Source organism: Paenibacillus macquariensis, from assembly GCF_900156375.1.
Lineage (GTDB): Bacteria > Bacillota > Bacilli > Paenibacillales > Paenibacillaceae > Paenibacillus_AQ > Paenibacillus_AQ macquariensis.
Genome location: NZ_FTNK01000003.1, coordinates 1 through 15,212 on the forward strand (window position 1 = coordinate 1; position 15,212 = coordinate 15,212).

Here is a 15,212-nt window from a genome sequence, read left to right on the forward strand (position 1 = left end):
TGGCTCGGTAGCTCAGTCGGTAGAGCAAAGGACTGAAAATCCTTGTGTCGGCGGTTCGATTCCGTTCCGAGCCACCATTGATTTTACAGTAAGTTTTGAAGGTGCGCCGTTGTAGCTCAACTGGTAGAGCAACTGACTTGTAATCAGTAGGTTGGGGGTTCAAGTCCTCTCGACGGCACCATTGTTTTGGAGGATTAGTGAAGTGGCTAAACACGGCAGACTGTAAATCTGCTCTCTACGAGTTCGGTGGTTCGAATCCATCATCCTCCACCATTTCTTTTTTAGGGGCATAGTTTAAGGGTAGAACAACGGTCTCCAAAACCGTTAGTGTGGGTTCAATTCCTGCTGCCCCTGCCAAAAAGATTTTTTTTACTCATTAGTATGGCGGTCGTGGCGAAGTGGTTAACGCACCGGATTGTGGTTCCGGCATTCGTGGGTTCGAGACCCATCGGTCGCCCCATTTTTATTGAGTAAATGTTTGAAATTAGAATTATTATGGCGGTTGTGGCGAAGGGGTTAACGCACCGGATTGTGGTTCCGGCATTCGTGGGTTCAAGTCCCATCAGTCGCCCCATATTTTTAATTAAGTTTTTGGGAATTAGCCAAGCGGTAAGGCAACGGACTTTGACTCCGTCATGCATAGGTTCAAATCCTATATTCCCAGCCATTTTTATGCGGACGTGGCTCAGCGGTAGAGCATCGCCTTGCCAAGGCGAGGGTCGCGGGTTCGATTCCCGTCGTCCGCTCCATTATTATCACGGCGCCATAGCCAAGTGGTAAGGCACAGCTCTGCAAAAGCTTTATCCCCAGTTCAAATCTGGGTGGCGCCTCCATCAAGTATGCGGGAGTGGCGGAATCGGCAGACGCACAGGACTTAAAATCCTGCGGTAGGTGACTATCGTACCAGTTCAAGTCTGGTCTTCCGCACCAAGTTTTTTTAGAAATGTTTGCGCCCTTAGCTCAGCTGGATAGAGCGTTTGACTACGAATCAAAAGGCCAGGAGTTCGAATCTCTTAGGGCGCACCATTAAGATTTGCCGATGTGGTGGAATTGGCAGACACGCCGCACTCAAAATGCGGTGCCGCGAGGCTTGCCGGTTCGAGTCCGGCCATCGGTATACAGTATAAAAGGTTTATAAGATTGCTTATCTAAGCGAACTTATAAACCTTTTTCTGTTTTCAGGATGTATTTTAGCAAGTGAATAAGCGAGCAAACGACGACAGATGAAGGATTAACTCCGGATCTGTCTTTTTGTTGTAGGGTAATTAAGTCGAATTAAACAGTAATAGGTTCAATAGTAAGTTAGGGAGACTGAACATAACCTAAGGGTATACTAACCAGTGTGAATAACCGAGGTTAGTTCTCATTACCCTACCTAAGACTAAGTAGCCCCCCGCCTAAGGTCTAGGAACAAAAACCGTCGGAGGTCTGTTTTGAAATATCTGCGGTTAACCTACAATAAGTACATAAGGTGATGAGATGAAAGGCGGTGAGAATACATGAATTTAAAACGAGGTAATGGTCTAGCAGTTGTGTTGATTGTTATTGGAGCACTAATGCTAATGGGTATATTGGGACCATTGATTGGTGGTTTACTTGGATTAGTATTTCCAATCATTTTAATCGCGTTAGGTTATTATGGAGTTCGTCGTGGGAAAGTATTTATTGGATGGGTTATCTTAGTGATTGGGATAATGGCATTGTTTGCTAAATTATCATGGATAATCGGACCTCTTCTAGGAATTGCGATACTTATCTTTGGAATATCACTTTTTAGAAGAAAGAGAAATACTTACTAAAATAAATTAGGTGTGAAGACAGATTGCTTAAGGAGGGAGTAAATAAGTATGAGCGTTTTTCGGCGGATGAGAGATATAACCGTTGCAACATTGAACGAACGTTTGGAGCAAAGTCAGGACCCAGTGAAGTTAATTGATCAATTCCTGAGGGCTACACGAGACGATATTACAGAGGTTGAGAAATTATTTCAACAGTATGCATCACATACGAAACAATTGAAGCAGCAGGTAGATCAAGCGTCTTCAATGAAGGATAAACGAGAAGAGCAGGCAATATTGGCCCTCAAAGCAGGAGAGGATCATTTAGCTAAGTTAGCGCTTCAAGAGAAGATTATATATGAAGAAAAGCTAGAACAATATGGAGAGTTGCTTGAAGATAGTAGGTTATCTCTTCGTGAACTCGAGAATCAGATGAATGAATTAAAACTGGAATATCAGACTGTATATAGTAAACGTCAATATTATTCAGCTCGTATGGAGAACATACGGTTACAACAGCGAATGAACCAACGCATGGGTGAATTTGGTGGGAAAGATATTCCGAAGATGTTCGACCGGCTAGAAGATCGACTTACGGACTGGGAATTAGAAGCACGAAGTCTACGTGAATTACGGCGCGCGGGTCAAGATTATCTTGATCAAGCTAGTTCCTCAGTATCCAGTATTCTGGAGAAGGAAATGGCTAGACTGAAACAAAAGCTGAACAACAGCGGAAAGGAGTAACTTCATGAGTAAATTGTACCGTTCATCACGTAATAAAATGGTCACTGGTCTATGTGGTGGACTGTCAGAAGTATTTGGCATTGATGCAACAATACTGAGGATTCTTGTGTTTATCAGTATTCCTTTTAGTGGCGGTACTACACTGTTCATATATCTTATAGCAGCACTTGTGATTCCGAAGGAAGGTGTTCCCCCATTTAATTCATATGGGAATGGACATTCGAATCATGGCCCAGGTGGTCATTATACTAACGGGGATTCATACAGAAATAACAATGTAGGGTATGGTTCCGAATTTAACAACTCCAATGCTAATTCAGGTGGTTACAACAATGTTCGTAGCTCTGATCTGGATGACATGATGAAGGATATTGAGAAAAAAGCTTTGAAAAAAGAAGTGGAAGAATTAAAAATTAAACTATCTAGATACGAGAAGGGAGAAGTGTAAGATATGGGAGTATTCAAAAGATTGAAAGATATGACAAAAGCATCAGTTAATGAGGTACTAGATAAGGTAGAAGATCCAATTGTGATGTTGAACCAGTATTTACGTGATATGGAGGCGGAAATACACGAAGCAGAGGTTACAGTCGCTAAACAAATGGCGAATGAACGTCGTATGAAACAACGCGTAGATGAATCTGTGAAGATGGGTGAACAACGTGAAGCACAAGCTGAATTGGCATTAAAGAACGGACAGGAAGAAGTTGCTCGCAAGCTTTTGGAGGAAAAAATTTATTTCGATCAGAAGCACACGGAATATCAAGGACTACACCTTCAAGCGGAGGCTCAAGCTAAGGATTTGGTACAACAGTTGCACGAAATGAAAGATGAATTCTACAAGATGCGCAATAAGCGTAATGAATTGGTATCACGTGCTCAAATGGCCAAAGCGAAGAAACAGATGTCTCAAGTGAACAGCATTCATAGTATTGAAAGTGGAAGTGCTTCACTTGGTTTCCACCGTATGGAAGAAAAGATCATGCAATTAGAAGCGGAAGCTGATGTTATGCAAGTTCCCTACCGTTCAGCTCATGCAGGATTTGTAAGTTCAGTTGATGCTGAGAAATCGCTTAAGGTAGAAGAACAATTAAAGGCTTTGAAAAGTAAGATGAATGGTCCAGCAGTTACAAAGAGCGAAACTAAATAATATGTATTCGTAACAACGGTTGGTATGATATATTATGAAAGGCGAAGCCATACAGTATGGAATTCCATACTGCTATGGCTTTTCCAACTCCACAACGTATGAAATCTACTAATCAAAGGAGGGCAACGCCTTGGGAAAAAGAAATCGAATCATAGCTATTGGAATGATATGCATTGGTATGCTTATGCTTTCAGGCAAGTGGCTCAGCTTTCTAAGCCTTGTTGCTCTCCTCTTACTGCTATTTGGAATTTATAAAATTCGCAATGGTGATATTAAAAAAGGTTACACATTTCTAGCGATTGGAGCTGTTCTGATTCTTTTGGACAACTTGATCCTAGTCGTAGCCATTAGCCTTATCTCATTAGGATTGTTTTATGGTAAATCAAAGAAAAGTCATTCGAATGAAGGATTCATACAAAAGATGAGTTTTATGTCTAACTTTGACTGGGATCAATCACCCTGGGTGATGAAAAGTATGAGTGTATGGCATGTGCTCGGTGAGAGCGACTTAGATTTATCCCTTGGGATGCCAGAAGAACGAGAGACTATCATCGTCTTTCAGGGCGTTATGGGTGATATGGATTTGGATATTCCTGATTATTATGGGGTTGAGATTGAAGCGTTCGTTCTCTTTGGCTCTATTGACTTCGATGGGAAGAAAGACAGTGGGATGATGAATCGATTGACATGGAGATCTGCGAATTATGTGGATACAGACTATAAAGTGAAAGTAATAGTGTCATATATCGTTGGAGATATTGATATACGTTTAATATAAATTGGAGGGGTTCCCTAGTGAAGACAAAGAAGTCTGTCAACATGCTATCAAGAAGCATGGGCGAAGGAGCCCTTCTTTCTTTCGTCTTGCTTCTTGTCATTCTTTATTTGTTGTATACCTACGATTACTTGGCACCGTTTGATTCATGGAGAGTAGGATTGAAGACTGTGGCCACACTTGTGCTAATTCCTCTTGGCATAGGTGCAGTGAGTGGTTTTTACCAAGGCTACCGCATGAAACGTAAACTGGTACTCTTGCGTGAAACATTGCTTTCATGGGAAAAGGGTATTGTGGCCCGTTCTATGCCCGCTCTTGGAGAAGATGAACTTGGACGTCTTGGTGTACAGCTTGGACGGATTAGCAAGAAGTGGGAGGACCAGGTTACGTCGCTACAACGTTTATCTACACATAATGCACAATTAGCAGAACAAGCAAGAGTAACTGCGATCATAGAAGAGCGACAGCGACTAGCGCGCGAACTACATGACGCTGTGTCGCAACAGTTATTCGCAATATCAATGACAGCCACGGCTGTTGGTAGGACATTAGATAAGGATTTTGACAAAGCACAGAGGCAAGTAGCTTTAATTGAGGAAATGGCAGCTGTAGCTCAATCTGAAATGCGTGCGCTTTTACTTCATCTAAGACCTGTTTATTTGGAAGGGAAACCGTTAGAACAAGGTCTAATGGAGTTAGTGAATGAATTGAAGTTGAAGGTTCCCATGGAAATTGTATTTGAAATGGATAAGGGTATCCATTTGATGAAGGGAATCGAGAATCATTTGTTCCGAATTGTGCAGGAGGCTATGTCTAATGCGCTACGTCATTCAAAGGCAAATAAGCTGGAGATTCGTATTCACCTCAGACAAGAGACCGTAAGGGTAATGATTTATGATGATGGTGTAGGATTTGAATTAGATGACAAAAAGCAGACATCCTATGGTCTATCAAATATGAAGGAACGAGTGAGCGAGATCGGTGGTTCACTACAGTTTATTACGGCATTAAATAAAGGTACACGTATTGAAATCACAATTCCAATTGTGCACGAAGATATGGGGGAAGAGATTCATGGAGAACGAGAACGAATCACAAATTAAAGTATTACTAGTGGACGATCATGAAATGGTACGCATAGGTCTGGCAGCAGTATTAGGCACGGAAGATGGTATAGAAGTGGTTGGTGAAGCTGGCAGCGGTGAAGAAGGAATTAGACTGGCTATAGAGTATAACCCCGATGTAGTCTTGATGGACCTTGTCATGGAGGGGATGGACGGTATAGAAGCGACACGTGAACTACTGAAGCTCTATCCTGATTGTAAAGTAATTGTACTTACAAGTTACTTAGATGACGAGAAGATGTATCCGGTTATAGAGGCGGGAGCATTCAGTTATTTACTTAAGACATCACGAGCAAGTGAGATTGCAGAAGCGATCCGTGCCGCAGCCCGTGGTCAATCCGTCCTAGAATCGCAAGTTGCATCTAAGATGATGAATCGCTTACGCCATCCTCAGATTGTAGAAGCGGCTCATAAAGAGTTAACGGACAGAGAGATGGAAGTCCTACGTCTGATGGCGCAGGGTAAGGCTAATCAGGAAATCGCTGATGACCTCATCATCGGGATCAAGACAGTGAAATTCCATGTTACTAACATATTATCTAAGCTAAATGTAGATGATAGGACACAGGCCGCTATTTATGCCTATAAGAATGGATTAACAGAGTAAGGTAGACGTGTTGGACTCTATTAAATTAGAATCCGTGAAGCCCATTTATGATGGTGCATCACGGGTTTCTTTGTTGTTACAAATACATGAGGTATAAAAGAATAGTAAAAGGGTCATCCTATTTAGTAGATTCATAGATTTAGAATCGAAAGGTAGGAATTCATAATGAGTAATCAAAGAAGGATCACAAGACTCGGACTTATACTAATATCAATCATTGTTGTATTCATAGGATTTGGATGGAATGCATTTGCAGATCAAGAAGCAAATAAAGAGGACAAGAGACTAGAGAATTTAATTCAATGGGGTCAAGAGCTGGTAGATATGCCTCTTCAAGTTGTGGTTAAATGGCAAGGTGAATGGACGAATGGAGGGGAGTTAAGTTCTTTAGAAGCAGCGCAACAACTTGCGAATCTTATGGAACTACCGGCACCTCAAGCAGTATCTAATGTAGATCATGAAACCTATCGGTCCATCACTTCGATTGAAGGTATTAGAGTTACTTTTAGCTGGCAAGTTATTTCTCAAGAGAAGAGTTATTTAATTGTGAAGATGGAATCGATGGACACAATGAATCGTTCTACGCTTCTACGTTTACAGGATATGTATCGAACTCAAATCAATCTTTTGGATATTGATGCTGCATGGAATGCCACCGTTCAGGGGAATGTTAAAGAAAGACAGACTGTAACAACAACCATAAAGGAAGTAGAAACGAAGCTTCATTCGCACCTGAAATTTAGTCAGGTAGAGAGTTATACGGATGAAATGACCATTAGTCGTTCCTATGAGGCTCCTTCACTTGGTTTTGACTTGGCTAGTGGGGACCATCATATGGATATGCAGATTGCAGTTCATCTAGATGAAATCACGGGTATGAGTAGAGTTTCGCTAGGGTTCCCCATCATCACCATTGAATATTAAATGCATGGGGGTTCATTAGTTCGAGATATCTGAGTATTTTTGTCAGGAATAAGATGGCATGATGAAGTACAATATGCTAAAATAACATCACATCATTTATGCTTCTTTCAAGAAGTTATAAGTGCTATCATGCATAAAAATACACTATATTACATAGAAAGAATGAGGAGCCATGGCTGAAAACTTAAATCTTGAACAATTACAGACCCCAAGTTCGGTATTTTTTTTATTCGGTGCAACCGGAGATTTGGCAAGAAGAAAGCTTTTTCCTGCTATTTATAGTTTATACCGTGAAGGTAAATTGGCAGATGATTTCGCAGTGATTGGCGTTGCGCGTCGTCCACGTACACAAGAAGAATTCAGAGAAGATGTGTTCCAATCCATTCAAGAGTTTTGTCGTTATAAGGCAGAAGCAAACGAAGAATGGTATGCATTTGCTCAGCATTTTGAATATAAAGCTCTAGATATTAACGATGTTAATGGGTTCTGTGAATTAAAGGAACAGACGGAGAAGATTGAAGACCGTTATCATATTCCTGGTAACCGTATGTTTTATTTGGCTCTAGCACCGGAGTTATTCGGGAGTGTATCATTCAATTTAGAAAAGGGTGGCATGCTAGAGGGCAAAGGATGGAAGCGTCTTGTTATTGAGAAGCCTTTCGGATATGACTTGAAGTCAGCAGAAACTCTTAATGAACAAATTCGTCAAGTTTTTAAAGAAGAAGATATTTATCGTATTGATCATTATTTGGGTAAAGAAATGGTACAAAATATCGAGGTTATCCGTTTTGCGAATGCTTTCTTTGAGCCTTTGTGGAATAACATGCATATTGCTAACATCCAGATCACTTTAAGTGAAACGGTTGGGGTTGAAGAGCGCGGGGGCTATTATGACCATGCAGGAGCTTTGAAGGACATGGGTCAGAACCATATGCTTCAGATGCTGACGATGATTGCTATGGAGCCACCAAGTCGTTTGTTACCAGAAGATATTCGCGACGAGAAGGTTAAAGTTCTTCGTTCATTGCGTCCATATCTTAATGCCGAAGAAGTTGAGAAGAACGTGATTCGTGGACAATATATCGCGGGAAGTGCGAATGGGCAAGAATTGCCAGCGTATCGTGATGAGGATAAAGTTGATCCTAATTCGAATACGGAAACGTACTTTGCAACCAAATTGTTCGTGGATAACTTCCGTTGGGCAGGGGTTCCATTCTATATTCGTACAGGTAAAAGACTGCCAGTTAAAACAACTGAAATCGTAGTCGAATTCCGTAGCATGCCAACGAATGTATACCTAGGTCAAAAGCATAAGCTTGAGCCTAACCTATTGGTGATAAGAGTGAATCCAATGGAAGGGATTTATGTCAAGATTAACGCGAAGAAACCAGGTTCTGAGAGCGACATTCAACCGGTAGCGATGGATTTCTGTCAAAGCTGTATGGTTGGAATTAACTCTCCTGAAGCTTATGAACGTTTACTACATGATGCAGTTCGCGGGGAGTCTACATATTTCACGCGTTGGGATGAAGTGGCATCTGCTTGGTCCTTTGTTGACCGAATTGCGGAGGCTTGGGCAGAAGATCCAGGCAAGCTTACAACATATCCAGCTGGATCATGGGGTCCGACAGAAGCGGATGAGCTTTTGGAAAAAGACGGATTCCATTGGTGGCCTGTGAACGGTCAGGATGAAGATAACGTTGTGTGGAATAAACAAAATTAAAAAATTCATAATAAATCGTCCTCATGCCTCAGTGTATGAGGATGATTTGCGTATAGAATGTGGTACAATAATAGACATGACTTTAGTGATGAAGGGAAATGTGAAATGAGCGAAGTATTAGATCCAACGTTGCAGAAGGAAGTGGATAAGCGCAGAACCTTTGCGATTATTTCTCACCCGGATGCTGGTAAAACAACATTAACGGAGAAATTACTCCTATTCGGTGGTGCCATTCGTCTAGCGGGTACAGTTAAAGCCCGGAAGGCTAGTAAACATGCTACGAGTGACTGGATGGAGATTGAGAAGCAACGTGGAATCTCAGTTACTTCTTCGGTTATGCAATTTGATTATATTGGACATCGCATTAATATTCTAGATACGCCAGGTCACCAAGACTTTAGTGAGGATACCTATCGGACGCTGACAGCAGCAGACAGCGCAGTGATGTTGATTGACGTAGCTAAAGGGGTGGAGAAACAGACAGTTAAGCTGTTTCAAGTATGCGCCCAAAGAGGCATTCCAATCTTTACATTCGTGAATAAGCTGGATCGTGAAGGCCGTACCCCGTTTGAACTCATGGAAGAACTTGAAGAAGTACTAGGGATTCGTTCAGTTCCAATGAACTGGCCTATTGGTACAGGACGCGATCTGTGTGGTGTATACGACCGGATGAATAATCAAGTGGAACTATTCCAAGGGAATGATCACTCTGTCATTAAAGTTCAGAAGGTGACGGGCTACCGTGATCCAATTATTCGTGAGATGGCAGGCGAATACTTGCATGATCAACTGTGTCAGGATTTGGAGTTACTTGATGTTGCGGGAGATCCATTTGATCTGGAGAAGGTTAACAACGGAGAACTAACGCCTGTATTCTTCGGGAGTGCGATTAACAATTTCGGCGTTCAAACGTTCCTAGAGAACTTCTTACAACTAGCACCTAAGCCAGAACCACGACGTAGTATTGGCGGTCTTGTGAATCCAACCAATGAGAAATTCTCTGGATATGTATTCAAAATTCAGGCCAACATGAATCCTGCCCACCGCGATAGAATTGCTTTCCTTCGTATCGTATCAGGTAAATTCCACCGTGGAATGAGCGTTAAGCATATCCGTGTAGGAAAGGACATTAAATTGTCGCAGCCACAGCAATTCCTTGCACAGGACCGTGATATTGTGGAAGAGGCATTCCCAGGCGATATTATTGGTTTGTTTGATCCAGGTATTTTCCGAATTGGTGATTCCTTAAGTCAAGAAAGTGATATGGTGTTCGAAGAGCTTCCGACATTCTCACCTGAGATTTTTGCCAAGGTAACTGCCAAGAATGCTCTTAAACACAAACAGTACCAGAAGGGGATTGACCAGTTAACGGAGGAAGGTACCATTCAAGTGTTCAAAACGGTGAGCTTTGATGATACGATTCTTGGCGTTGTGGGCCAACTTCAATTCGAAGTGTTCGAATACCGTATGAAGGGTGAGTATGGCGTAGACGTACAGCTTCAGAGGATGCAATATCAATTCGCAAGATGGCTTGTGGACGATAACATTGATGCAAGTAAATTCCGCATTAACTCGACGCTTGTAAAAGATAAAAAAGGTAATTATGTAGTGTTGTTTGAGAATGAATACGCAATGAGGACTGCCATGGAAAAAAATCCAACCGCTAAGTTCCTTGAAATTGCACCTTAATAGATAATAGAGAAATCCCTCCACCCTATATGGGGTAGAGGGATTTTCTTGACTTAGGATAGTGGCGTGGGGGTAACGGATTGAAGGTGTTTTTGAGCTACTTGAATCAGTTCATCCTGTTGCTTGGACTCAATATTTTTCCATATCATTTCGAATATGGCACCAAGTCCGGGTAGAGCTGCTTCTGGACCATCAACTGAACCTTCAATCATGTCACGTAGATCTGCATCGGTCTTATTGTGAACCTTGTGTACAATCGCTTGACGTAAGTCGAGTACGATTGGCATGTTATCCCCTCCTACTGTAGTGAGTCATCGTTTAATATTCCCTTCTTATCTGGCTGCAATTCAAGTTTGGGTACCAGTATGATATAATCATTGAAGATATTTGAACAAACGGAGGTTGAACAATGGCAAAAAGACAGTACGCCATCATTGGAATGGGCAGGTTTGGATCTAGTGTAGCAACTGCACTGACGGACATGGGTTTTGATGTCTTGGCAATTGACTCCAATGAACAACGAATTCAGGAAATATCCAACATTGTAACTCATGCGGTATCTGCTAATTCAACAGATGAAGAAGCCATGCGTGCCCTCGGTATTCGTAATTTCGAAGTCGTCGTTGTGGCCATTGGGCAAGATATACAGTCGAGTATCTTAACGACATTGATTTTAAAGGACTTGGGTATTCCTACACTTATCGTAAAAGCGCAGAATGAATTGCATGGGAAAGTGTTAAACAAAATAGGTGCAGATAAAGTCATATTCCCAGAACGGGATATGGGACTCCGGGTTGCTCACCATTTGACGTCACCGAACATTCTTGATTATATTGAGCTGTCTGATGATTATAGTATTGTCGAAATGAAAGCATCAGATAAAATGATTGGTAAGAATCTCAAGGATCTTGATGTAAGAGCCCGATATGGATGTAATGTCATGGCTATTAAGACGGGGACGAAGATGAATATCTCGCCAAATGCAAATCAACCGTTAGACAAAGATGATGTTCTCATTATTTTAGGACAAAAAGATGATTTAGTTAAATTAGAACTAGAATTATCCAAATAAATAGGGGTACCAAGATAAGGATGGGTTTAAGATGGATATTACATCCCTACACAATGCACGAGTGAAAGAATGGACGCAATTGTTAGAGAAGAAACATCGGGATAAAAGTCATAAATTTGTTGTAGAAGGCGTTCACTTAGTACAAGAAGCTTTTCAATCTGAAGCAGATATTGAATGTGTTGCTTATGATATGGACAAGGGAATTCCTGCGGAATTGAAGCATTTTCACTCAAATGATGCTGAATGGATTGGTGTATCGGAAGCAATCATAGGAAAATGTACGGATACGGTTACGCCTCAACCCGTATTCGCAGTTGTTCGTAAGCGCTCTGTTGATCTTGCTCAGTTACTTTCTATAGAGAATAGCTTGGTGATGGTACTAGATGGCGTTCAAGATCCAGGGAATGTAGGCACGATTATACGTAGTGCGGATGCGGCAGGAGCGGATGGCGTGATATTAGGTCAAGGATGTGTAGATTTATACAACCCTAAGACCATTCGTTCTACGATGGGATCTTTTTTCCATCTACCTGTAGTGGAGGGAGATTTACTCGATATTTTGCCACAAGCTAAGCAGGGGGGAGCTCGATTGGTGAGTACAAGTCTCCAAGCAGATTATACATGTTATGAGTATCCATTCGCTGGTTCTACGTGGTTACTTGTTGGTAACGAGGCTAAGGGTGTGTCAGTGCGTGTACAGCAGTTAGTGGACGATACTTTGATTATCCCTATGCGTGGACAGGCAGAGTCACTGAACGTGGGTATGGCTTCTTCTGTGTTAATGTTCGAGGCTATGCGGCAACGACATTATTCTACAAACAATAAATAATCTTGACCACACCACGAAGTAATTGTCTTCAAACTCACCAAAGACTGAAGAATGATCGGGTTCTTACTCGATTATTCTTCAGTCTTTTTTTCTCTCCATCTCCATTTCTACGGACCTCTTGCTTTAATCACATGACCAATAAAGAGGATGGTTAAAATACGCCTTAGTTTTCGTTAATATTCGCCTATCCGAGTGGATGAATGGACCTATATAATTTAAAATGAAAGCGTTTTCTAAATCGAAATGATTAAAGGGGGAAACGGAGATGACGACTAGAGGGACAAAGCGATTTATATGGGGATTTTTTATACTGTGGGTTGTGTTGATGGCGATATTTACTTTTAATGATTTGAATGTATCAAAGGCAGTATTCAATGAGGAGAATTCTCAGTTTGGAAGATTTTTTGATGTGTATGGGGAGCATCCGGCCTTCTTATTGTTATTTGCAGCGGGCAGTATTCTTTTTAGCACGGTTAGAGGCGAACGATTGATTAAAAAGATTGTGGTTCGCCTGATATCCGGTGTATTCATCCTACTGAGTGGGTTTAGTATCGTATTTATTGTCTTGATACGTGGATACGAGCTAGATGGAGGTAACGTTATGCTGATCTGTTTAGCTATAGCGTTGCTGATCGCAATACTGTCACAATGGCTGTTGCATCGTGTTCCTGTTGAGAAGCTAAGCCAATATAACCGGGCTGCTTGGGCAGCAATCGCTATTGTATTTGCGGAGATTATGGTTATTAATGTACTCAAGATTTTTTGGGGCAGAATGCGTTTTCGTAATATGGATGGTGATTATTCACAGTTTACTAGCTGGTTCCTTCCGCAAGGTATTCAGGCGAGTGGCGTCACAGCTGAAGCACATAAATCATTTCCTTCCGGTCACTCTGCTAATGGTTGGACTATGATGGTGTGGATGTTGTTTATGCCTTTTGTGATTAAATGGCGTAATTTCATGCTTGTCATTGCGGTAGCATGGGGAGTATGTACGTCAACTAGCCGCGTCATTATGGGGGCCCATTTTGCAACGGATGTTCTGTTTGGTGCCTTTATCACGATCACATGTATGTTGCTGCTATGCAAGGTGTTCAAAGTTGACCTATATCCTGATATGAAGAAGAACTCATCCGTTCAACTAAAAGATAAAAACGCCCCCAATTTAAGTTGAAATACGGACAGTTTGATAGCTAGCATAACGTTACAATCTCATTGTGAATGCACTACCAAAAAACGTGAGGAGATGATAGTTTGAATCAAAATCAAATGCCATGGAGAGAGCGTATCAGTTACGGTCTGGGTGATACTGCATCTAATCTGATTTTTCAAATGACAACACTATATCTCATGTACTTCTATACGGATGTATTTGGTCTAAATCCTGCTGCGGTAGCTGTATTATTTCTTGTTGCACGAGTTGTTGATGCGATTGCCGAGCCATTCATCGGGGTAATGATTGACCGCACGCAAACAAAGTGGGGCAAATGCAGACCTTATTTCCTCTGGCTTGCCGTGCCTTTTAGCATTACGGCTGTACTTATGTTTTTGACACCGGATTTTGGTGATACAGGCAAACTTGTATACGCATATATTTCGTATACCTTACTCGGTATTATGTACTCTGGTATTAACTTACCATTGTCGGCGATCTTGCCAAGTCTGACAAGTAATTCAAATGAACGTACAGTGATCAACACGGTTCGTATGGTGTTCGCCATTGTTGGGGTTGTTATCGTAAGCGCTGGAACGATGCCGCTTGTGAATGCTTTTGGTGGAGGCAATGAAGCAAAGGGCTTTTTTGTCACCATATTATTGTTCTCGGTCATTGCTCTACTGCTCTTTCTAAATATGTTCGCTAACACGAAAGAACGCGTAAAAGCGATTGATGAGAAGCCGCTCCCTTTCCGTGTTGGGGTTCAAGCACTTAAAGGCAATACACCGTGGTTGATCATGTTGCTATTGGGCCTGTTCATGTGGATTACAACTGCGATTCAAGGACAGACGAGTATCTATTATATGACCTATTATATGAAAAAGCCTGAGCTCATTTCTATTGTGAATTCAATGCAATTACTCATGATCGTTTCAATGGTATTCGCCCCATTTGCTGTGAAAAAAATTGGCAAAAGAAACACAATTCTAATTGGGTCTATTGTATCTATAGGTGGCTACATCGTCGCTATTGTTGGGGGAAATGCACATTCTGTTCCCGGGCTTTTGTCAGGGTTACTTATAAGCGGGCTTGGCATGGGAGTGGGTGCTGGTCTTATCTTTGCAATGATGGCAGATACGGTTGATTATGGCGAGTGGAGATCCGGCGTGCGGGCGCAAGGCCTTCTTTATTCCGCTTCAAGCTTTGGGGTCAAAGTCGGAATGGGAATTGGCGGAGCACTTGGAGGCTTGATATTGTCAATGGGTGGTTATGTGGCTAAAAGCGATGTGCAGTCAAGCTCCGCATTAGCAGCGATTTCGTTTAACTACTTGTGGGCACCGATTATTGGTCAAGTCATCATGATTATTCTGTTGTTATTCTATCGTCTTGATAAGATTCAACCGGCTATGTTACGTGAGCTCGAAGAACGCCGCAACGGACAGGTGCATATACGTTAGTGAGTATGTTGTCTCCGCATGAAGTGCAGCTAGCAGAACTGATTGGGTAAGTCTAAAGAGAGGTAAGCGGATTGTCGCTTGCCTCTCTTTTTCACTCTTAAATAAATGATCTAAGTGATCACAAAGACCAAATGAGAAAAGGTATTCTGGAACTAATAGTGTTAGGATATTCAAAGGAAGGTGATCA

Annotated in this window: 15 protein-coding genes and 12 tRNA genes; 26 read left to right on the forward strand and 1 reads right to left on the reverse strand. The window is 41.7% G+C overall.

Going from position 1 to position 15,212, the window contains the following annotated elements:
• Nucleotide 1: 1 nt before the first annotated feature.
• The 22 genes from BW961_RS05640 (at nucleotide 2) to BW961_RS05745 (ending at nucleotide 10,514) form a co-directional block, all read left to right on the forward strand.
• Nucleotides 2-77: transfer RNA gene (locus BW961_RS05640), tRNA-Phe, on the forward strand.
• Between the two features lie 28 nt (nucleotides 78-105).
• Nucleotides 106-181: transfer RNA gene (locus BW961_RS05645), tRNA-Thr, on the forward strand.
• Nucleotides 182-188: 7 nt separating this feature from the next.
• A tRNA-Tyr gene (locus BW961_RS05650) sits at nucleotides 189-273 on the forward strand.
• A gap of 10 nt (nucleotides 274-283) precedes the next feature.
• Nucleotides 284-357: transfer RNA gene (locus tag BW961_RS05655), tRNA-Trp, on the forward strand.
• A 27-nt stretch (nucleotides 358-384) separates the two neighbouring features.
• A tRNA-His gene (locus BW961_RS05660) sits at nucleotides 385-460 on the forward strand.
• 38 nt (nucleotides 461-498) lie between these two features.
• Nucleotides 499-574: transfer RNA gene (locus BW961_RS05665), tRNA-His, on the forward strand.
• Nucleotides 575-592: 18 nt separating this feature from the next.
• Nucleotides 593-667 (forward strand) — tRNA-Gln (locus BW961_RS05670).
• A 7-nt stretch (nucleotides 668-674) separates the two neighbouring features.
• Nucleotides 675-749, forward strand: a tRNA-Gly gene (locus BW961_RS05675).
• Between the two features lie 10 nt (nucleotides 750-759).
• Nucleotides 760-833 (forward strand) — tRNA-Cys (locus BW961_RS05680).
• An 8-nt stretch (nucleotides 834-841) separates the two neighbouring features.
• Nucleotides 842-930, forward strand: a tRNA-Leu gene (locus tag BW961_RS05685).
• A 19-nt stretch (nucleotides 931-949) separates the two neighbouring features.
• Nucleotides 950-1,026, forward strand: a tRNA-Arg gene (locus BW961_RS05690).
• A gap of 9 nt (nucleotides 1,027-1,035) precedes the next feature.
• A tRNA-Leu gene (locus BW961_RS05695) sits at nucleotides 1,036-1,117 on the forward strand.
• A gap of 382 nt (nucleotides 1,118-1,499) precedes the next feature.
• Nucleotides 1,500-1,799 carry a LiaF transmembrane domain-containing protein gene (locus BW961_RS05700; protein WP_068581976.1) on the forward strand — a complete coding sequence of 100 codons (300 nt, stop codon included), beginning with the start codon at nucleotides 1,500-1,502 and terminating at the stop codon, nucleotides 1,797-1,799.
• 48 nt (nucleotides 1,800-1,847) lie between these two features.
• A complete protein-coding gene (locus tag BW961_RS05705) occupies nucleotides 1,848-2,522 on the forward strand; it encodes a PspA/IM30 family protein (protein WP_068581979.1) in 675 nt (224 codons plus the stop codon).
• A 4-nt stretch (nucleotides 2,523-2,526) separates the two neighbouring features.
• The gene (locus BW961_RS05710; RefSeq protein ID WP_068581981.1) at nucleotides 2,527-2,970 is read left to right on the forward strand and encodes a PspC domain-containing protein; all 444 of its coding nucleotides are present in this window, start codon (nucleotides 2,527-2,529) and stop codon (nucleotides 2,968-2,970) included.
• Nucleotides 2,971-2,973: 3 nt separating this feature from the next.
• Entirely contained in the window at nucleotides 2,974-3,672 is a 699-nt protein-coding gene (locus BW961_RS05715; protein ID WP_068581986.1) for a PspA/IM30 family protein, read from the forward strand.
• Between the two features lie 130 nt (nucleotides 3,673-3,802).
• Nucleotides 3,803-4,450: a cell wall-active antibiotics response protein LiaF gene (gene liaF / locus BW961_RS05720; protein ID WP_244555887.1), complete on the forward strand. Its 648-nt coding sequence runs from the start codon at nucleotides 3,803-3,805 to the stop codon at nucleotides 4,448-4,450.
• Between the two features lie 17 nt (nucleotides 4,451-4,467).
• Complete coding sequence (locus BW961_RS05725) at nucleotides 4,468-5,550, forward strand: sensor histidine kinase (protein WP_068581989.1); 1,083 nt, start codon at nucleotides 4,468-4,470, stop codon at nucleotides 5,548-5,550.
• Nucleotides 5,522-6,178, forward strand: a complete 657-nt coding sequence (locus BW961_RS05730) for a response regulator transcription factor (RefSeq protein ID WP_068581993.1) — start codon at nucleotides 5,522-5,524, stop codon at nucleotides 6,176-6,178. The genes BW961_RS05725 and BW961_RS05730 overlap by 29 nt, the downstream gene beginning before the upstream one ends.
• 165 nt (nucleotides 6,179-6,343) lie before the next feature.
• Nucleotides 6,344-7,102, forward strand: a complete 759-nt coding sequence (locus BW961_RS05735; protein ID WP_068581996.1) for a YwmB family TATA-box binding protein — start codon at nucleotides 6,344-6,346, stop codon at nucleotides 7,100-7,102.
• Between the two features lie 172 nt (nucleotides 7,103-7,274).
• Nucleotides 7,275-8,825, forward strand: coding sequence for a glucose-6-phosphate dehydrogenase (zwf, locus tag BW961_RS05740; protein WP_068581999.1), 1,551 nt, complete (start codon nucleotides 7,275-7,277; stop codon nucleotides 8,823-8,825).
• A gap of 105 nt (nucleotides 8,826-8,930) precedes the next feature.
• Nucleotides 8,931-10,514 carry a peptide chain release factor 3 gene (locus BW961_RS05745; protein ID WP_068582286.1) on the forward strand — a complete coding sequence of 528 codons (1,584 nt, stop codon included), beginning with the start codon at nucleotides 8,931-8,933 and terminating at the stop codon, nucleotides 10,512-10,514.
• Between the two features lie 53 nt (nucleotides 10,515-10,567).
• Here BW961_RS05745 and BW961_RS05750 read toward each other — a convergent pair whose 3' ends face one another.
• Nucleotides 10,568-10,801, reverse strand: coding sequence for a small acid-soluble spore protein SspI (locus BW961_RS05750; protein ID WP_068528273.1), 234 nt, complete (start codon nucleotides 10,799-10,801; stop codon nucleotides 10,568-10,570).
• 122 nt (nucleotides 10,802-10,923) lie between these two features.
• Between BW961_RS05750 and BW961_RS05755 the strand changes: the two genes are divergently transcribed.
• The 4 genes from BW961_RS05755 to BW961_RS05770 all read left to right on the forward strand — a co-directional run bounded on the left by BW961_RS05755 (nucleotide 10,924) and on the right by BW961_RS05770 (nucleotide 15,025).
• Entirely contained in the window at nucleotides 10,924-11,586 is a 663-nt protein-coding gene (locus BW961_RS05755; protein ID WP_068582002.1) for a potassium channel family protein, read from the forward strand.
• Nucleotides 11,587-11,617: 31 nt separating this feature from the next.
• Nucleotides 11,618-12,415, forward strand: coding sequence for a TrmH family RNA methyltransferase (locus BW961_RS05760; protein WP_068582004.1), 798 nt, complete (start codon nucleotides 11,618-11,620; stop codon nucleotides 12,413-12,415).
• Nucleotides 12,416-12,680: 265 nt separating this feature from the next.
• On the forward strand, nucleotides 12,681-13,586 hold the full coding sequence (locus BW961_RS05765; protein WP_068582007.1) for a phosphatase PAP2 family protein: 906 nt from the start codon (nucleotides 12,681-12,683) through the stop codon (nucleotides 13,584-13,586).
• A gap of 80 nt (nucleotides 13,587-13,666) precedes the next feature.
• Nucleotides 13,667-15,025, forward strand: a complete 1,359-nt coding sequence (locus tag BW961_RS05770) for a glycoside-pentoside-hexuronide (GPH):cation symporter (protein ID WP_082867378.1) — start codon at nucleotides 13,667-13,669, stop codon at nucleotides 15,023-15,025.
• Nucleotides 15,026-15,212: the final 187 nt, after the last annotated feature.

Coding starts and splice junctions, on each gene's coding strand:
- BW961_RS05710 (WP_068581981.1), top strand. CDS start 2,527: ATGAGTAAATTGTACCGTTCATCACGTAATAAAATGGTCACTGGTCTA.
- BW961_RS05735 (WP_068581996.1), top strand. CDS start 6,344: ATGAGTAATCAAAGAAGGATCACAAGACTCGGACTTATACTAATATCA.
- BW961_RS05760 (WP_068582004.1), top strand. CDS start 11,618: ATGGATATTACATCCCTACACAATGCACGAGTGAAAGAATGGACGCAA.
- BW961_RS05755 (WP_068582002.1), top strand. CDS start 10,924: ATGGCAAAAAGACAGTACGCCATCATTGGAATGGGCAGGTTTGGATCT.
- BW961_RS05705 (WP_068581979.1), top strand. CDS start 1,848: ATGAGCGTTTTTCGGCGGATGAGAGATATAACCGTTGCAACATTGAAC.
- BW961_RS05715 (WP_068581986.1), top strand. CDS start 2,974: ATGGGAGTATTCAAAAGATTGAAAGATATGACAAAAGCATCAGTTAAT.
- BW961_RS05700 (WP_068581976.1), top strand. CDS start 1,500: ATGAATTTAAAACGAGGTAATGGTCTAGCAGTTGTGTTGATTGTTATT.
- BW961_RS05730 (WP_068581993.1), top strand. CDS start 5,522: ATGGAGAACGAGAACGAATCACAAATTAAAGTATTACTAGTGGACGAT.
- zwf (WP_068581999.1), top strand. CDS start 7,275: ATGGCTGAAAACTTAAATCTTGAACAATTACAGACCCCAAGTTCGGTA.
- BW961_RS05750 (WP_068528273.1), bottom strand. CDS start 10,801: ATGCCAATCGTACTCGACTTACGTCAAGCGATTGTACACAAGGTTCAC.
- BW961_RS05765 (WP_068582007.1), top strand. CDS start 12,681: ATGACGACTAGAGGGACAAAGCGATTTATATGGGGATTTTTTATACTG.
- BW961_RS05745 (WP_068582286.1), top strand. CDS start 8,931: ATGAGCGAAGTATTAGATCCAACGTTGCAGAAGGAAGTGGATAAGCGC.